Origin of the sequence: Massilia sp. 2TAF26, from assembly GCF_052115005.1 — a bacterium.
GTDB lineage: Bacteria > Pseudomonadota > Gammaproteobacteria > Burkholderiales > Burkholderiaceae_D > Telluria.
This window is the reverse complement of the sequence record NZ_JBFRFV010000001.1, coordinates 105,383-120,018: the sequence shown is the minus strand read 5'-3', so window position 1 is coordinate 120,018 and position 14,636 is coordinate 105,383. Positions and strand designations below refer to the sequence as shown.

The 14,636-nt window shown below is 72.7% G+C and carries 9 protein-coding genes; 7 read left to right on the top strand and 2 right to left on the bottom strand.

Annotated elements, in window-relative coordinates:
* The first annotated feature begins 163 nt into the window (after window positions 1-163).
* The 7 genes from AB4Z32_RS00545 (at window position 164) to AB4Z32_RS00515 (ending at window position 11,828) form a co-directional block, all read left to right on the top strand.
* A complete protein-coding gene (locus tag AB4Z32_RS00545) occupies window positions 164-3,301 on the top strand; it encodes a penicillin-binding transpeptidase domain-containing protein (RefSeq protein ID WP_441933342.1) in 3,138 nt (1,045 codons plus the stop codon).
* A 74-nt stretch (window positions 3,302-3,375) separates the two neighbouring features.
* Window positions 3,376-4,665: a hypothetical protein gene (locus tag AB4Z32_RS00540; protein WP_441933340.1), complete on the top strand. Its 1,290-nt coding sequence runs from the start codon at window positions 3,376-3,378 to the stop codon at window positions 4,663-4,665.
* On the top strand, window positions 4,662-5,246 hold the full coding sequence (locus AB4Z32_RS00535) for a hypothetical protein (protein ID WP_441933339.1): 585 nt from the start codon (window positions 4,662-4,664) through the stop codon (window positions 5,244-5,246). The genes AB4Z32_RS00540 and AB4Z32_RS00535 overlap by 4 nt, the downstream gene beginning before the upstream one ends.
* A 23-nt stretch (window positions 5,247-5,269) precedes the next feature.
* A complete protein-coding gene (locus AB4Z32_RS00530) occupies window positions 5,270-6,343 on the top strand; it encodes a hypothetical protein (RefSeq protein ID WP_441933337.1) in 1,074 nt (357 codons plus the stop codon).
* Window positions 6,340-7,356 (top strand): hypothetical protein, encoded by a 1,017-nt coding sequence (locus AB4Z32_RS00525; protein WP_441933335.1) that lies wholly within the window; start codon window positions 6,340-6,342, stop codon window positions 7,354-7,356. The genes AB4Z32_RS00530 and AB4Z32_RS00525 overlap by 4 nt, the downstream gene beginning before the upstream one ends.
* Before the next feature lie 90 nt (window positions 7,357-7,446).
* Window positions 7,447-9,534: a hypothetical protein gene (locus tag AB4Z32_RS00520; RefSeq protein ID WP_441933333.1), complete on the top strand. Its 2,088-nt coding sequence runs from the start codon at window positions 7,447-7,449 to the stop codon at window positions 9,532-9,534.
* A complete protein-coding gene (locus tag AB4Z32_RS00515; protein ID WP_441933331.1) occupies window positions 9,531-11,828 on the top strand; it encodes an SUMF1/EgtB/PvdO family nonheme iron enzyme in 2,298 nt (765 codons plus the stop codon). Before AB4Z32_RS00520 ends, AB4Z32_RS00515 begins: the two co-directional genes overlap by 4 nt.
* Before the next feature lie 140 nt (window positions 11,829-11,968).
* On the opposite strand, the gene AB4Z32_RS00510 is transcribed toward AB4Z32_RS00515, so the two are convergent.
* Together AB4Z32_RS00510 and AB4Z32_RS00505 are read right to left on the bottom strand one after the other, a co-directional pair.
* Entirely contained in the window at window positions 11,969-13,498 is a 1,530-nt protein-coding gene (locus AB4Z32_RS00510) for an FHA domain-containing protein (protein WP_441933329.1), read from the bottom strand.
* 103 nt (window positions 13,499-13,601) lie between these two features.
* Window positions 13,602-14,576, bottom strand: a complete 975-nt coding sequence (locus tag AB4Z32_RS00505; RefSeq protein ID WP_441933327.1) for a PP2C family protein-serine/threonine phosphatase — start codon at window positions 14,574-14,576, stop codon at window positions 13,602-13,604.
* Between the last annotated feature and the right edge of the window lie 60 nt (window positions 14,577-14,636).

The window sequence follows — 14,636 nt, the reverse complement described above, 5'->3', positions numbered from 1 at the left end:
ATCGGGTTTCGATGTGTGCACTTTATCCAGACGGCCCTCATGTCTCCAGCAGCTTGCGACAGGCCGCAAGAAACGCGGGATGAAGTGCGAAAAACCGCGCCCGAAACTCTGCGTTTTCGGCCGCCCCCCGCTAGGCCTGGCCGACACATCGAGGGGAGGCGGCATGATGGCAACAGTGTTCGGTGCCCTGGCGGCGGGGCAGGCGCGCTGGCGGCGCGCGCGCAACCTGCGGGCGGGACGGGCGCGCACGCGGCCGGACGCGCGTCCGCAAACGCCGGCGCGCGAGGCACCGGCCGGTCCGGCCGCGCTGCGCTGGCTGGGCCTGGCCTGCGCCCTGCTGGGCGTGGCCGGCGGCGTCGCGATTGGCGCGCATGCGCGCTGGATCGCGGCCGCCGGCGAGGCGCAGGCCGCCGGTCCGGACGGCCTGGCGTCCCTGCAACCGGCCTTGCCCGGCGCCGCCTTCACGGTACCGACCGGCCCGGCGGTGGTGCTGGAGCCGCATGGCGGTACCGCCCTCTTGATCCTGTCCGGCCTGCGCGCCGAGCCCGCCCAGCGCATCGACCTGTGCAGCCAGATGGTGGATCCGGCGCACGGACGCCTGCTGCCGCTGCGGATCGGCTACCGCTTCGACGAGGTGGCGGCGCTTGCGGCGCGCAATGCGCAATCCGCCAGCCCGGTGGCGCTGCGCAATGTGGTGCTGGCCGACGAGATCATGCCGCGCATCCAGCTGAGCGGCAGCGTGGCGGCCCCGAACCTGCGCTGGGAAGGCGTGCCCGCGCGCTGGACCGGCGACCGCGGCGGCGCCGTGGTCGCGGAGGCCGCCACCGGGCAGGCGACACTCGGCCGCCAGGGCTGGCTGCTGTGGGAGCACAAGGCCCTGCGCTTCCTGCGCCGCTCCAGCAGCGCCTGCGCGGCCGGCGAGCTGGTGCTACAGCTCTTCCGTCCATCGGCCCAGCCGGGTACGCGCGCGCTGGCGCTGGCCTTCCCGGACACGGGCCAAGCGGTCCAGGCCTGGCTGGCGCCCGGCAGCTACCGTGTGCCGGCCCAGCCCGCGCCGGCGCTGGAAGACCAGCGCCTGTTCGAGGCGCTGAACGCGCGCGGCCTGCTGCGCCTGGGTGCCGACGGGCTGGCCGAGCTGGCGCCGCCGGACCTGGCGGCCTGGCGCACGGTCGGCAAGACCGGCTGGGATCACGTTTCCATCGATGACGACACCCGGCGCCTGCTCGAGCGCCTCTACCGGCATGCCGACGGCGACTTCCTGCGCGAGCAGGTCCGCATCTTCAACAGCGAGCGCCACCTGCTGGCCTGGCGCCTGCGCGCCGGCACCGATGCGGTGCGCACGCGGATCGAAGCGGGCGGTGCGCCGGCGCCGCTGGCGCGCGACCTGCCGGCCGCCGCCACCCGGCTGTTCGCCAGCCTGCCGCAGGGCTGGAGCGGCTGGCAGCGGGTGGCGTCCTGGCCGCTGGGTGGCGAGCGCGCCCGCCTGCGCCTGCATCCGCCGGCGCAGGCGGCTCCGGGCACGACGATGCAGCTGATGCTGGTCGGGCGACTGGGTGGAATCTCGGGCGCACGCCTGATCGCGGCAACGCCGGCCTGCGGCGGCCGTGCCTGCGTGCGTCCGGACGAAGTCCAGGTGCTGGAACTGGCGCCGGATCCCGGCGCGCGTGAAATCGTCGTGGACGCGGCGCCGCTCGGCATGGACGCGCTGGCGGCGCCGGGCGATGCCCGCTACCGCCACCTGGTGCTGAAGGATGGCGCGCTGGCATGGCAGGCGCTGCCGGCCGGGCAGGGACGGCGTGCGCCGGTCCGGGCCGCGGTGGCGCTGGCGGACCGCCACGGGCACAGCCTGTGGAGCGATGGCGCGCCCACCGAGGCCGCCCGCCAGGCCGGGCTGGCGCCGCTGCTGGGCGTGCAGGCCGGGCATGCCGGCAGCGTCGCCGGCATGCTGGCGCGCCTGCCGGGCAGCGGCAGCCACCAGGCCGTCCTGAGCCTGGATCTCGGTCTGCAGGCGGCGGTCCAGGGCGCGCTCGACTGCATCGCGATGCGCCGCGGCGAATGGGATGGGCGCCGCTGCACCGGCGGCAGCGCGCCGCCGGCGGGGCGCCAGGCCGGCATGGTGGTGCTGGATGCCGCCAGCGGCGAGATCCTGGCGGCGGCAGGCGCCGGCACCGCCTGGGTCGACGCTTCCAACTGGCCCGAGGTCCGCGACTTCGACCGCATCGACCCGGCCGCCAGCCCGCTGCGCCTGCCGGCCTTCCAGCACGACGGCGGCGCCGAGCGCAGCCCCGGATCGACCTTCAAGATCGTCAGCGCCCTTGGGCTGGAGCTGGCGGCGCGCCAGGATGCCCGGCTGGATGCCCTGCTGGCCGGCGAGCCGCTGGCCGCCATCAACGCGGCGGCCGCGGCGCGCGGCTTCGCCTTCCGCACCGAGGCCTCCACCTATCCGGTCGACGGCCGCGCCCGCATCACGAATTTCCGCGACCAGGGCCTGGACCGGCGCGCCCAGGACGGTCGCCTGGGCCTGCAGCAGGCCATCACCTACAGCCTGAACACCTGGTTCGCCTGGGCCGGCGAATTGTCCGATCGCAGCCTGCTGGGCCGGCCCGAGGGCGGCGCGCCCGACCTGCAGCCGCTCACGCCCGGCGCCCTGGACGAGCTGCGGCCCATCGTCGCGATGGCGCGCCGGCTCGGCTTCGGCCAGGCCCTGCGCCTCGACGGCGGCCTGCTGCCGGCGGACTATCCGTGGTCGGCCTGGGATGCGCTGCAGGCCAGCCCCAGCGGCATCGACCCGGTGCATACCCGCCACGAGCTGCGCCAGATGGCGATCGGACTGCGCATGCAGGCGACCCCGCTGCAGATGGCGCTGGTGGCGGCGGCGGTGGGAGAAGGGAAGATCGCCACGCCGCGCCTGCTGGACAGCCTGGACGGCCGCGCGGCGGCCGCGCCCTCGGGAACGCCGCTGGATGTGCGCCTGGACCGCATCCGCGCCGGCATGAAGGGCGTGATCGACGGCGGCACCGCGGCCGGCGCCTTCCGCGGCAGCGAGCTGGCCACCCTGCGGCGCGGCCTGTACGGCAAGACCGGCACGGCGCCGGTGGGGGACGGCGAGCGCGCCACGGTCTGGTTTACCGGCTGGCTCGAACCCGGCAGCCTGCCCGGACAGACGCGCCGGCTGGCCTTCGCCGTGTTCGCCAGCCGCTCCGACGAGACGGGCGGCGCCCATGCGGCGCCGGTGGCCGCCGCCGTGTTGCGTTTCATGCAAGAAGCGAAATGGACGCCCATAGCAGGAATTGAGGGGTGAATTCCGCCCATCTGGGCGCCTCGCTTTTGTGTTTGTATGGCATTATTTGTTGTAGACACAAGAGTGAGGATGGTATGCGTTTGCCGGGAACCCGGTTCCAGGAGCCTGGTTGGGAGGAAGTGCGCAAGCTGCTGGGGCAATGCTCGCTGGCGGCCTTGCGCGCCTGCGACTGCGCGCGCCTGTCCGATCCGGCGGCGCTCGAGGAGACGCTGGCGCTCTACGTCGAGCTGACCGGCGAGCGCCTGCGCCAGGCGCGCCGCACGCCCCGGGCCCAGGCTTCCGGCAACGGCTATGGCGACACGGTGCTGGAACTGGCCCTGGACCTGCTGTACGAGCTGCAGGCCCGTCCCGCCGACTGGCAGGCCTTCTGCGCGGCCGTCGCCGCCGAGCACGCGCGCGTCGCCCCGTTCTGGTTCGATGCCGGCGGCGAGGCCCTGCTGCGCAAGAAGGTGAACGATATGTATGCGGTCCTGCGCGACAAGGTCGACGCCGACAACTACCAGGCCGCCTGCGGCCGTCCCTGCAGCCCGAACCGCATGTACGCCTACCGCATGCTGGACACGGCCTACGGCGAGATCGCCCGCCTGTTCGGCAACTGGGAGCAGCACCGCGCCCAGGTCGGCGCCATCCTCGGGCGCGAGCTGCACGGCACGCCGATCGAGGTGCGCCAGCTGCGTTCGATCGCCGACTGCCGCGCCGAATGGCTGCTGCGCTGGAGCGAGACCCATGAAGCCTTTGCCGGCAATCCCGGTCCGCTGCACACCCGCTCGAAGCGCTTCGCCAGCCTCAAGACCGCGCCCGACAAGATCTCCGCCATGCTGGGCGAGATCGGCGACTACGAGGCCCTGTCCGCCAACCGCGACCGCGACTGGCTGCAGGACCGCGACGATGCCGCGCTGTGGATGGAAGACTACTGGCGCGTGCTGCAGGAATCGGAGCAGGGCGCGACGCCGGGGCCGGACCTGATCCTGGAAGCGCGCGAGGACGAGCTGGAAGCCGACGGCCCGGCGGACGCCGAGCCCGAGCCGCCCTTCGTGCAGGATGCGCGGCTGGAAGCCGTGGCCGCCGCCGTTTCACTGCCCCCCGGCTACATGCAGGCGGCGGGCGAGGCCGAGCAGCGCGCCGGCTGGGTGGCGCGCGAGCTGGCCGGCGACGGACTCGCGATCCGCCTGGCCGTGTATGCGAAGCTGCTGGGTGCCGGCGACGATTCCTATCCGGACGCCTGGCGCGATCCGGCCACCGGCGAACTGCCGACCATGCAGCAGCTGGCGGCGCTGGCCGAGGTATCGCTGCCGACCTTGCGCAAGCGCCGCGACGGCGCGATCGCCCGCCTGGAAGCGGCAACCATGAGGAGAACGGGATGAATATGAAGACCGCAGCGTATACCGCCGGCGAACGCCGGCTGCAGGAACGCCTGCTGCTGGGCCGGCGGGTCGAGGGCGACCGCCTGGTTCTGGCCGATGCGACCCTCGTCGCGGCGCTGGACGGCAGCCGGCCGCTGACGGCGGGCGAGCGCGCGGCCCTGCAGGCTTCGCCGCTGACCGCGCGCCGGCTGCGCCAGCTGGCGATCGAACGCCGCGCGGCCGAGGCCGGCGAGGTCGCGGCCGATGGTTGGCGTGCCAGCCGCGGACGCCTGCGCGCGGCCAGCAGCGGCGAGCTGGAGGCCCTGCGCACCGACGATGGCTGGTTCACCCTGCATTTCCTGCCGGCCGGCGCCGGCTGGAAGACCATCGTCCAGCTGGCCGCCGGCGCGCCCTTCGCACCGGCCCTGCTGGCGGCGCGCGCGCCGCTGCGAGTCAGCGACGGCGCCGGCCACACCGTGCTCGAAGGCCGGCTGGATGCGGACGGCGAATGCGAAGCCGCCTGGCCCTTCGCCGAATCGCCGGCCGGCCACCTGCAGGCGCGCGGCGCCGGCTTTGCCGTGGAATTGCTGAACGACTGCTGAACGACTGCTGACCGAACGAGGACATGATGCTGGGATTCTTCAAGCGCGCCGCACCCGCCGCCGATGCCTGCGAACTGGGCAGGTCCGTGGTCGCGCTGGCGCTGCCGGCGGGCAGCGCGCCGCCTTCCGGCTGCCAGGCCGTGGTGGTCGGCAGCGATGGACGCACGCGCCGCCTGCAGGCCGCGCGCCGCATCGAGGCGCGTCCCGGCGAGACCGTCTACGGTTTCCATCCGGGGCCGTACACGGCCGACTTGGTCCCCTTCGAGACGGCGCCCGAGATCGGCTTGCGCACCAGCTTCGCCGTCGATGCGCCGGACCCGCAGGCATCCCAGCAGCGCTTCGACCTCTACCTGGCGGCCGAGGTATCCGGGAGGCTGGAGCTGGCGGCGCTGGCGGCGGCCATCGAGGGCGCGCTGCGGCACGAGCTGGCCACCGGCGGCCTGGAGCTGCCGCCCTGCACCACGCTGGAAGAGTGGAATGCCTTCCGCCAGGGCCTGAACCAGCTGCTCTACATGCGCTTCGGCGTGACCGTCGACGACTGCGTGCCGGTCGACCTGGGCGAGTCGCGCGACTATGGGCATGAACTGGCGCAGCGTGCCGCGCGCCTGGCCGAAGCGCGGCTCGGAGCGGCTCCCGCGTCCATTAAGCCGGTCCCGGCCGGCGCACCGGCCGCGCGCTTCGATCCGGCGCCGGAAGACGCGAAGGCGCTGCGCCGTCTGTTCCTCGAGCTGCCCTGCCTGATGTGCGGGCTGCGGCTGGCGGCCATGCCGGCCGCACAGGAGTCGTTCCAGCGCCAGCAGGCCTTGCTGCAGCGCCTGGACCTGGTGTCGGTGGGCGTCAACGCGATGCCGGCGCTGGAATTGGCGGCGCCCGGCCAGCCCCTGGGCCGGGACGCCCAGCTGCGCCGTGCGCGCCACAGCCGGCGGGCCTGCGTCTCGCTGGACGAGGCCTGGGCCCTGCTGGCCCGCCTGCGCCAGGCCGGCGAGGCCGCGCTGCCGCAGTTGTACGGCGAGGCCGAACGCATCGTCGCCAACCTGGAAGCCGATTGCGAAGGACGTCGAGCGCTTACCGTCGCCGCCGAGGGAGAAACGGAATGAATGCCATCCTGGAATCGGTGGACTGCCGCTGCCCGCTGGCCGACGGTTCGGTGCTGACCCTGACCGCGAGCCGCCGTCCGCGCGCCGGCCGCGCCGAGGTCAAGTGCGTGGTGCCTGACGATGCGCGCCTGGCCGAGCGCATGCAGCAGGTGCTGCGCCTGGCGCGCCTGACCGAGGCGGGCTTCGACAGCCGCGACCAGGTGGTGCTCAGCCTCGACCGCCGTCCGCCGGACGGAGAGCGCGGCTGGGAACTGGCGGCGGTGCTGGCAGACCGCACCGTGCGTGGCCTGCTGCGTCCCCAGGCTTCACTGGCGGCGAACGGCTGGTCGGATGGCTGGGAGCGCGGCCGCGTCGACGGTAACACCCTGGGGGCCGTCCCGGCCGGCGATGCGCTGCTGGGCGGCGCCGGCGGCCTGCCGCACCTGGGGCTGCTGAGCGGGCACGCGGATCCGTCCGCGGCGGTATCGACGGCGCGCGCCTGGTTCCCGCTGCACAGCGGCGAGGCCGGCAGCCTGGCCTGGGTCGAGGTCAGCGTCCACCCCCTCGCAGGCCACGGCGGGCCGGAGACGCTGGAGGAGGAACAGACCATCGCCGCGCCGGACCAGGACGCCGCGCGCCAGCTGGCCGTGCGCCAGGTGCTGGCCGGCGCCCGCCATTACGACGGCCGCGCGCTGGGCCGCTGGCGCAGCGTGGTGCGCTTCGGCGCCGACGCCTTCGCCGGCCGCTCCTGGGAGCTGGCGCTGGTAATGGCCGACCGGCTCGCGCGCGGACGCGAATTCGTGCCGCGCGGACGCCTGATCGCCAGCGGCTGTTCCGGCGCCTGGCACGCGGGCCGGGTCGACGAGGTCGACGGCCTGGCGCCCAAGTGCGCGCTGTTGCTGCGCGAAGCCGGGCCGGGCGACCGCATCCTGCTGCCGCGCGCCTGGCAGGAGCGGCTGCCGGAAGGCTACACGGAGCAGTTGCGGACGCAGGGTGCGAGCCTGGCCTGCGTCGAACGGATCGGGATCATTTGAAGGCGGCGCACGATTGTCGTGCGTAAAACGGGCTGGCCGGGCGGCTGCTAGAATCGTCCGGCTGCCGAGCGGTATGCGGAAGGAGTCATCATGTTGAAGATGTTCGGAACCGGCGGGTCGGAATGCCCTCGCTGCGACGCACGCAATGGCGGTGCGGCGAGCTATTGCGGGTCCTGCGGCCTGCTGCTGGGCGCGCCGCGCCACAAGGCCGTGCTGGTCGAGAACCGCTGGGCGCCCGGCCCGGACGAACTGGCCGTGTTCTTCGGCGTGCGCGACCTGTCCGGCATCTTCGTCAAGACCCTGCACGTGCCGGCCACCGCCCGCGCCTACATCCTGCAGGGCGAGCAGGCCACCGAGGTGCCGCAGGGCGAGTACGAGATCGAAGGCTTCTTCAGCCGCCTGAACAACCTGCTGCGCGACCAGCATGCCGAGATCCTCGTCACCCGCAGCGGCGCGCTGCCGGTCGAATTCTCGCTCGAAGGCCTGGCCACCTGCGAGCACCTGCGGGTCGATGCCACGCTCACGCTGTCGCTGCGGATCGAGAACGTGCCGGCCTTCGCGCGCCACTTCATGACCATGCCGGGCACGATCAAGGACGTCCAGCTGCGCGAATTGCTGGAAGCGCCGCTGGCCCAGCTGGCCCGCGAATTCGTCGCCGCGCGCTCCTTGCGCGAGATGGCGGGCCGCCGCGAGCTGCGCCTGGAACTCGACCAGCACCTGCAGGGCGGCCTGGCGCTGCTGCTGTCCCAGTACGGGCTGGCGGTGGTGCGGGTCGACACCATCGCCCTGCGCCACGACAAGTTCGATGCGAACCGCGCCGAATTTGGAAAACTCATCGGCACTCTGTGGCTGGCCGCCGACGAGCAGCGCGTGCGCCTCGAACACGCAAAGCAGCTCGACGAACTCTACGGCGAAGAAGAGTGGAACCGCATCCGCCGCGAGGAGCAGGAAGGCCGCCTGCGCCATCGCCGCGCCGAGCTGCGCCAGGACGAGAGCCTGGAGCGGGCCGGACTCTCGCTCAAGAATGCCGAGCGCGCCCAGGCGATCCGCGCGCGCCAGATCGAGCTGTACGGCCGCATCGTCGAATCGCGGACCCGCAAGCAGGCGATCGAACGCGGCGCCGTCGACGCCGTGGCGGCGCTCGAACACGAGTTGGCCGGCAAGCGCGGTGCGCGCCGCGACGAGGCCGGGCAATGGCAGCAGCTGCGAGAGCTGGCCGCGATCCACATGCGCACCGAGCTGGAAGTGGCGCAGCGGGATGCGGCCGAGGCGCGCGCCGTCGCCCAGCAGCGCTTCACCCACCAGCTGCTGCAGCAGCAGATCCGCAACAAGATCGAGCAGGCGCGCGGCATCGAGGACGCCAGCCGCCAGCGCGCCGAGCTGGCCCGGCTGCACGAGGCCGAGCAGGCCGCCGCCCGCCGCGCCCGCGAGATCGAGGACGAAGCGCATGTGGCGCGCCTGAAGCTGCTGCAGCTGGAAAACGAGGCCCACCGCCGCGAGGCCGAGCGGGTGCTCGAATGGCAGGATGCCCAGGCGGCGGGGCGGCTGTCGGTGGACGCCGAGCAGGTGCGCCAGCAGGTCGAGACCCTGCGCCGCGGCGGCGCGCAACAGGACGCCCTGGCCCAGCACGAGAAGCTGCTGCGCACCATCGAGGCCGATGCCCTGGTGGCGCGCAACGAGCGCGAAGGCTTGCACGAGCAGCGCGCCCACGAACTGGACCTGGCCCGTCTCGAGATCCAACGCGCCCAGGCCCTGGGAGCGCTGGACGACAGCGCCAAGGTGGCATTGGTGGCGCCGGCCAACGCGGCCCTGCTGGCCGAGGTGATGAAGACCCGCGAGCACGCCGGCATGAGCGCCGAGCAGCTGGCGGCCCTGGCGGGGGTGGTCGGCGCCGGCAATACCGATGCCTGGCGCCTGGCGCAGGAACAGGTCGACCTGGAACGCAGCCGCCGCGATGCCCAGGAAGAGCGCGAGCGCCGCCACCAGCTGGAGCTGCTGGCCCTGCAGAACGACGTCAACAAGACGGCGCTGGCTGCCCAGGCGCAGCTGGGCGCCGGTGTCGCCGGCGCGGTGGCGGCTCACTTCGCCGGGACGCCGAAGGCCTGTGTTCACGCGGAGGCCCACCAGGGCGACCGGTTCTGCGCCACCTGTGGCGCCGCGCTGCCGGCGCGGGGATGATGCAGACCGCCATCGACAAGCTGCGCGAGCTGCGCGCCCTGCACGAAGACGGCCTGCTGAGCCGCCAGGAATTCGACAGCCGCAAGAACGCGATTCTCGACGCTGCCTATGCGCCGCCGGGCGATACGGCGCTCGCCGCCGCCGCGGACGAGCCGGTGCAGGCCGCGGCGGCCGGGCGCGGCACCGAGATCGGCCTGATGGCCGGCCAGGAAGTCGGGCCCTTCGAGCGCCGCTACCGGCTGGATCGCCTGATCGCCCACGGCGGCATGGGCCAGGTGTGGCAGGCCACCGACCTCGCCACTCACGCCGAGCTGGGACACAGCGCCCAGGTCGCGCTGAAGATCCTGCCGCCCCAGCTGACGCAGAACAGCACCCACGCCCGACTGCTGATCGAGGAAGCGGCGCGCGCCCGCCAGCTCGCCCACGAGCACATCGTACGGGTCTACGACTGGGCCCAGGATCCGGCCACGGCCAGCTATTTCATCATCATGGAATGCCTGGAGGGCGAAGACCTGGAGAGCCTGCTGGCGCGCGAAGGCAGGCTGGGGCTGGAGCGCACGCTACGCCTGCTCGCGCCGGTGGCCGCCGCCCTCGAGCATGCCTGGGAGCGCCACCACCTGGTCCACCGCGACATCAAGCCGGCCAATCTCTTCCTGACCCGCGCCGGCGAGGTCAAGCTGCTCGACTTCGGCATCGCCGCGCGCGCCCGCGGCAGCGGCGGTCCTTCGGTCGAGGCGCCGGCCAGTTCGGGCACCGCCGGCTACCGTGCGCCGGAAGCGGGACGCGGGCCGGACCAGGACGCGCCGGGACGCGGCCTGGACGTGCATGCGGTGGCGGTCATGGCCTACCGGATGCTCAGCGGACGCCTGCCTTTCGGCGACGGCCAGGCCGGACGCGAGATTCCGGCACGGCCCGATGGTCTCAATGAGGCCCAGTGGGAGGCGCTGCAGACCGGTTTCGCGGCCAGCGCCGCCGCGCGTCCCGGCAGCGTGAGCGAGCTGCTGGAGCGGCTGGAGCAAGCCCGGGGGCCGAGCGAAGCGGATCTGCGGGCGCAAGAGGCGGCCGAGCAGGCCGCCCGCGCCGAGCGCGAGACGATGGACGCGGAAGCGCAGCGGCGCGCCCGCGAAACCGAGGCGCGCCGCCGGGTGGAAGCCGAGGCCAGGGCCGCCGCCCAGGCCGCGCTGGACCGCCAGCGCCGCGAACAGGAAAGGCTGGCCCGCCTGGCGGCCGAGGAGGCGCGCCGGGTACGCAAGGAAGAGCTGCGGCGCCAGTTGGCGGAGCGCCGCGTCCTCGAAGCGGAAAAGGCGCGCCAGGAGGCCGAACAGGTCCAGCGCAAGCAGGCCCAGGCCAGGGCCGCCGCGGCCTATCTCGCCCAGCAGCAGCGCGCCCGCGTCGAGCAGGCGGCGCGCAAGCAGGCCGAACTCGAAGAACTGATGCCGACCCCGTCCAGTCCAGTGGCCGACCTCGAGGGCGTGCTGCGTGACCGCTTCCTGGACGTCGATGCCAAGGGTCCGGAACTGGTGCTGCTGCCGACCGGGCGCTTCCAGATGGGCTCACCCGAGCACGAGCGCAAGATCGCGATGGAAGCCGGTTCGCAGAAGGGCTGGCTGGCGCGCGAGCTGCCCCAGCACTGGGTCGGCATCGACAAGCCGATCGCCATGGGCCGCTATCCGGTTACGGTGGGCGAATGGCGGGCCTTCGTGCGCGCCACCGGCTGGCGCCAGAGCGGCGAAGTCGACTGGGAAGCGCCGGGCTTTCCCCAGACCGACGCCCACCCGGTGGTCGGCGTCAACTGGTACGACGCCCAGCACTACCTGCGCTGGCTCTCCGAGGCGACCGGCCGCAGCTACCGCCTGCCGAGCGAGGCCGAATGGGAATACGCCTGCCGCGCCGGCACCAGGACGGCGTTCAGCTTCGGCGACGGCATTTCCACCGACCAGGCCAACTACGATGGCAACTTCACCTGGAACGGCGGCGCGCGCGGCGAGTACCGCCGCGGCACCACCCCGGCCGGCATGTTCCCGGCCAATCCCTGGGGCCTGTTCGATATGCACGGCAATGTGTGGGAATGGGTGCAGGACGTGGTCCACGACAATTACGAAGGTGCGCCGCTCGACGGTAGCGCCTGGGAAGAGGGCGGCGACCAGGCCCGCCGCATCCTGCGTGGTGGCTCCTGGCTGTACAACCCGCGCTATCTGCGCTCGGCCTTGCGCAATGGCTTTTCAGCAGCCTTGTCGAACGACATCGTCGGCTTTCGCGTCGTGCGCGAGCTGATGTCCACGCGTGTGGGATAATCTGTCACGTGCTTTGTGTGACTGGAGGTTTGCCATGCGCATTCCGGACGACATCCGCATTCCCGTGATCGTGTTTTCCCTGCAGGCAGCCCTGCTGGTGGGCGCAGCCCTGATCTTCCTGGTGTTGCGGCCGTACTGAGTCAGGCGCCGGACAGCTGGGCGGCGGCGCGGCGTTCCGCGCCGCGGGCGCTGCGATAGTCGGGGTAGGAGGTGGCGGTAAAGCGTACCCGGCCGTGAAAACCGGCCAGGCGGTCGAGTGCGGCCGTCGGACCCAGCGGGGTGTCGGCGCCGCTGACGGGATCGCGGTGCCAGAAGCCGCCGTCGCGGTGGAAGAGCTGCGGCAGCACGGCCGCGCGCGGCAGGGCGCTGGCCGTCGTCGCCGGCCCCGGCTGCGTCTCCGGCGCCAGCAGCATGAAGCACTCGGCCGCGCCGCCGGCATCGACACGGTGCAGCACCACGGCATGCGGCAGCAGCGCCGTCACCACCAGCACGGCGATGCCCTTGATGCTGGCGCTCAATTCAATGCGCATGCCCGGCCGCAACGGTACCGGGCTGTGCTTGCCGGGCCAGGCGCCGTCCAGCAGCAGGCCATAGCGCGACACGTCTTCGATCTCGAATCCCTGCCGGCCGCGGCGAATCACCGCGTGGCGGGCCGAGATGCGCCGCGTCAGGCCCTGGTGTTCGGGACCGTGTTGGCCGTAATGGCACAGCAGCAGGTCTGCTTCGGCTTCCAGCAGTTGCCCGCCGGCGCCGGCTTCCATCCGGCCCAGCACCCATTCGTCGAGGGCAAGCAGGCGCAGGTGGCGCTGCATGCCGGCATCGGGCTCGGCGTAGACGAGGCAGGCGCTGGACGCCGGGCAGGGATGGGCCGGGCGCGTGGCCGGCAGGTCGATCTCGATCAGGTCTTCGTCCCAGGCGATGGTCGGCAGTCCCATGTCGATCTTGCCGTGGGCGGGACCGAACTGCAGCTGGGCGATCGAGGCGTTGCGGGCGTCGATGGCGATGTCGAGCGGACCGGCGGCGTCGAGTCCGTGCAGGCGGGCGATCGAGGCGTCGTCGGCCTGGATGCGAACGTTCTTGCGCGCCGCCAGATAGGTCTGGTGGATCTCGGCGAGCGAGGCGTCGAGGCGCGGCACCATCAGCACCACGGTGGCGACCCAGGTGTGCGCGCTGCCGCGCCGTTCCGGATCGCGCGCATGCAGCTCGACGTCGACCCGGTACTGGCCGTGCTCGCGGCCGCGCGAGGAAAATTCGACGACCACCGGGCGCCAGCCGCCGCGCAGGCTGCGGCTGAAGGTTTGCCGGCCGCCGCCCTGGGGCAGCAGGGCCGATTGCAGCAGCATGGTGAGTTCGCCCGGGACGTCGTCCGGCATGCCGCGCAGTTCCAGCCTGATCGCCTGGCGCCCGCCGGCGGCGCGCGGGTCGAAACCACTGATGTGCAGATGCGGCCGCTCATATTCCCGCTGGGCCGCCGGGGCGCCCGGACGGATCGCATCAAGCGCGTTGCGCCTGGCGCGCACCGTCTGCAGCATGTCGAAGCTGGAGCCGAGGGCGTTCGCCGCCGTGGGCGCGGCGGCGGCGGGCTGGCCGTGGCCATGCGCGCAGGCCTGCTCGCCGGGCATGACCCAGGCGGTGCAGTGCGGATGGTCTGGGCTGCTGCAGCGTTTCATGGTTGCGGGAATAGGCTGGCTGGCGTCGGGAGAAGCTTACGTGATTCTAACGCGAGGCGGCGCGCCGTATTCATCAATAGGCAAGATTTTTTGCTAAAAAGCATCAAATTCCCGGCAGCGCGGTTTCTTCGCGCGCAGCCGTGCCCGGGGCGCGCAGCAGGATGGCCGTCACGTTGTCCGGGTAGAAAAAGGCGGGCGGATGGGCCGCGTAGGCGCGCAGCAGCGCCGCCAGCATGCCGGCCGCATCCAGCCGGCCGCCGAGCAGCTGCGGCCACTGGCTCACCCAGCCATAGGGATCGGAACAGGACCACAGGCCGTCGGTTGCCAGCAAGTAGGTCGCGCCCGGGCGCAGCTGCAGCGTGCGGCGGTCCGGCAGGGCGCACAGCCAGGGCGGCAGGTTCAGCGGCGTCAGCTCGAACAGCGGGTCGTTCAGCTGGGCCGGATTGGCGAAGGCATTCCCGAGGATGAAGGCTTGCGACACTTGCGGCCGGTGCTCGCCATGCACCTGTTGCCACCATTCCTGCTCGTCCAGCATGCCGGCCATCGCGAAGGCGGTGGCGGGCACGTGGTCGACCGTGAGCGGGGCCACGCGTTCGCGCGTGATCTCGTACAGGCGCGAGTCGCCGACGTGGTAGAGCAGGGGCTCGCCGTTCGCCGGCAGCTCGAGCATGGTCAGGGTGGTGCCGGGACGCGGTCCCGTGCCCGCGAGCTGGGCGAAATGGCGCTGCAGGTCGGCGTGCAGCTGGTCGAGGTGGCGGGTCAGCTCGGCGGCCGTATCGCAGGGCGGGATTGCCAGCAGGCCGCCGGCCACGGCTTCCGCCGCTTCGCGCCCGTGGCCGTGGCCGCCCATCCCGTCCAGCACGGCCAGGCGCGCATGGCCTTGCCGCCAGCGTGCCAGCTGGCGGCGCTGCGGCTGCTGGTCCTGCAGCCAGACGGCCTGGCCGGCGGCATCGATCAGCAGCAGATTGTCCTGGTTTTCTTCGCGCAGGCGCGGGCCGGCGCCCAGCCGCGAGGCGGCGGCGACGTCGAGCGCGCCGAAGCGCAGGGAGGACGCGAGTGAGCCTTCGGAAGTCTGCATGCCCCTACTCTAACCGCAAATGGCAAAAAGCCAAGCGACGATTAGCGGTGTTTTTCCCTT

Coding starts and splice junctions, on each gene's coding strand:
- AB4Z32_RS00545 (WP_441933342.1), top strand. CDS start 164: ATGATGGCAACAGTGTTCGGTGCCCTGGCGGCGGGGCAGGCGCGCTGG.
- AB4Z32_RS00540 (WP_441933340.1), top strand. CDS start 3,376: ATGCGTTTGCCGGGAACCCGGTTCCAGGAGCCTGGTTGGGAGGAAGTG.
- AB4Z32_RS00535 (WP_441933339.1), top strand. CDS start 4,662: ATGAATATGAAGACCGCAGCGTATACCGCCGGCGAACGCCGGCTGCAG.
- AB4Z32_RS00530 (WP_441933337.1), top strand. CDS start 5,270: ATGATGCTGGGATTCTTCAAGCGCGCCGCACCCGCCGCCGATGCCTGC.
- AB4Z32_RS00525 (WP_441933335.1), top strand. CDS start 6,340: ATGAATGCCATCCTGGAATCGGTGGACTGCCGCTGCCCGCTGGCCGAC.
- AB4Z32_RS00520 (WP_441933333.1), top strand. CDS start 7,447: ATGTTGAAGATGTTCGGAACCGGCGGGTCGGAATGCCCTCGCTGCGAC.
- AB4Z32_RS00515 (WP_441933331.1), top strand. CDS start 9,531: ATGATGCAGACCGCCATCGACAAGCTGCGCGAGCTGCGCGCCCTGCAC.
- AB4Z32_RS00510 (WP_441933329.1), bottom strand. CDS start 13,498: ATGAAACGCTGCAGCAGCCCAGACCATCCGCACTGCACCGCCTGGGTC.
- AB4Z32_RS00505 (WP_441933327.1), bottom strand. CDS start 14,576: ATGCAGACTTCCGAAGGCTCACTCGCGTCCTCCCTGCGCTTCGGCGCG.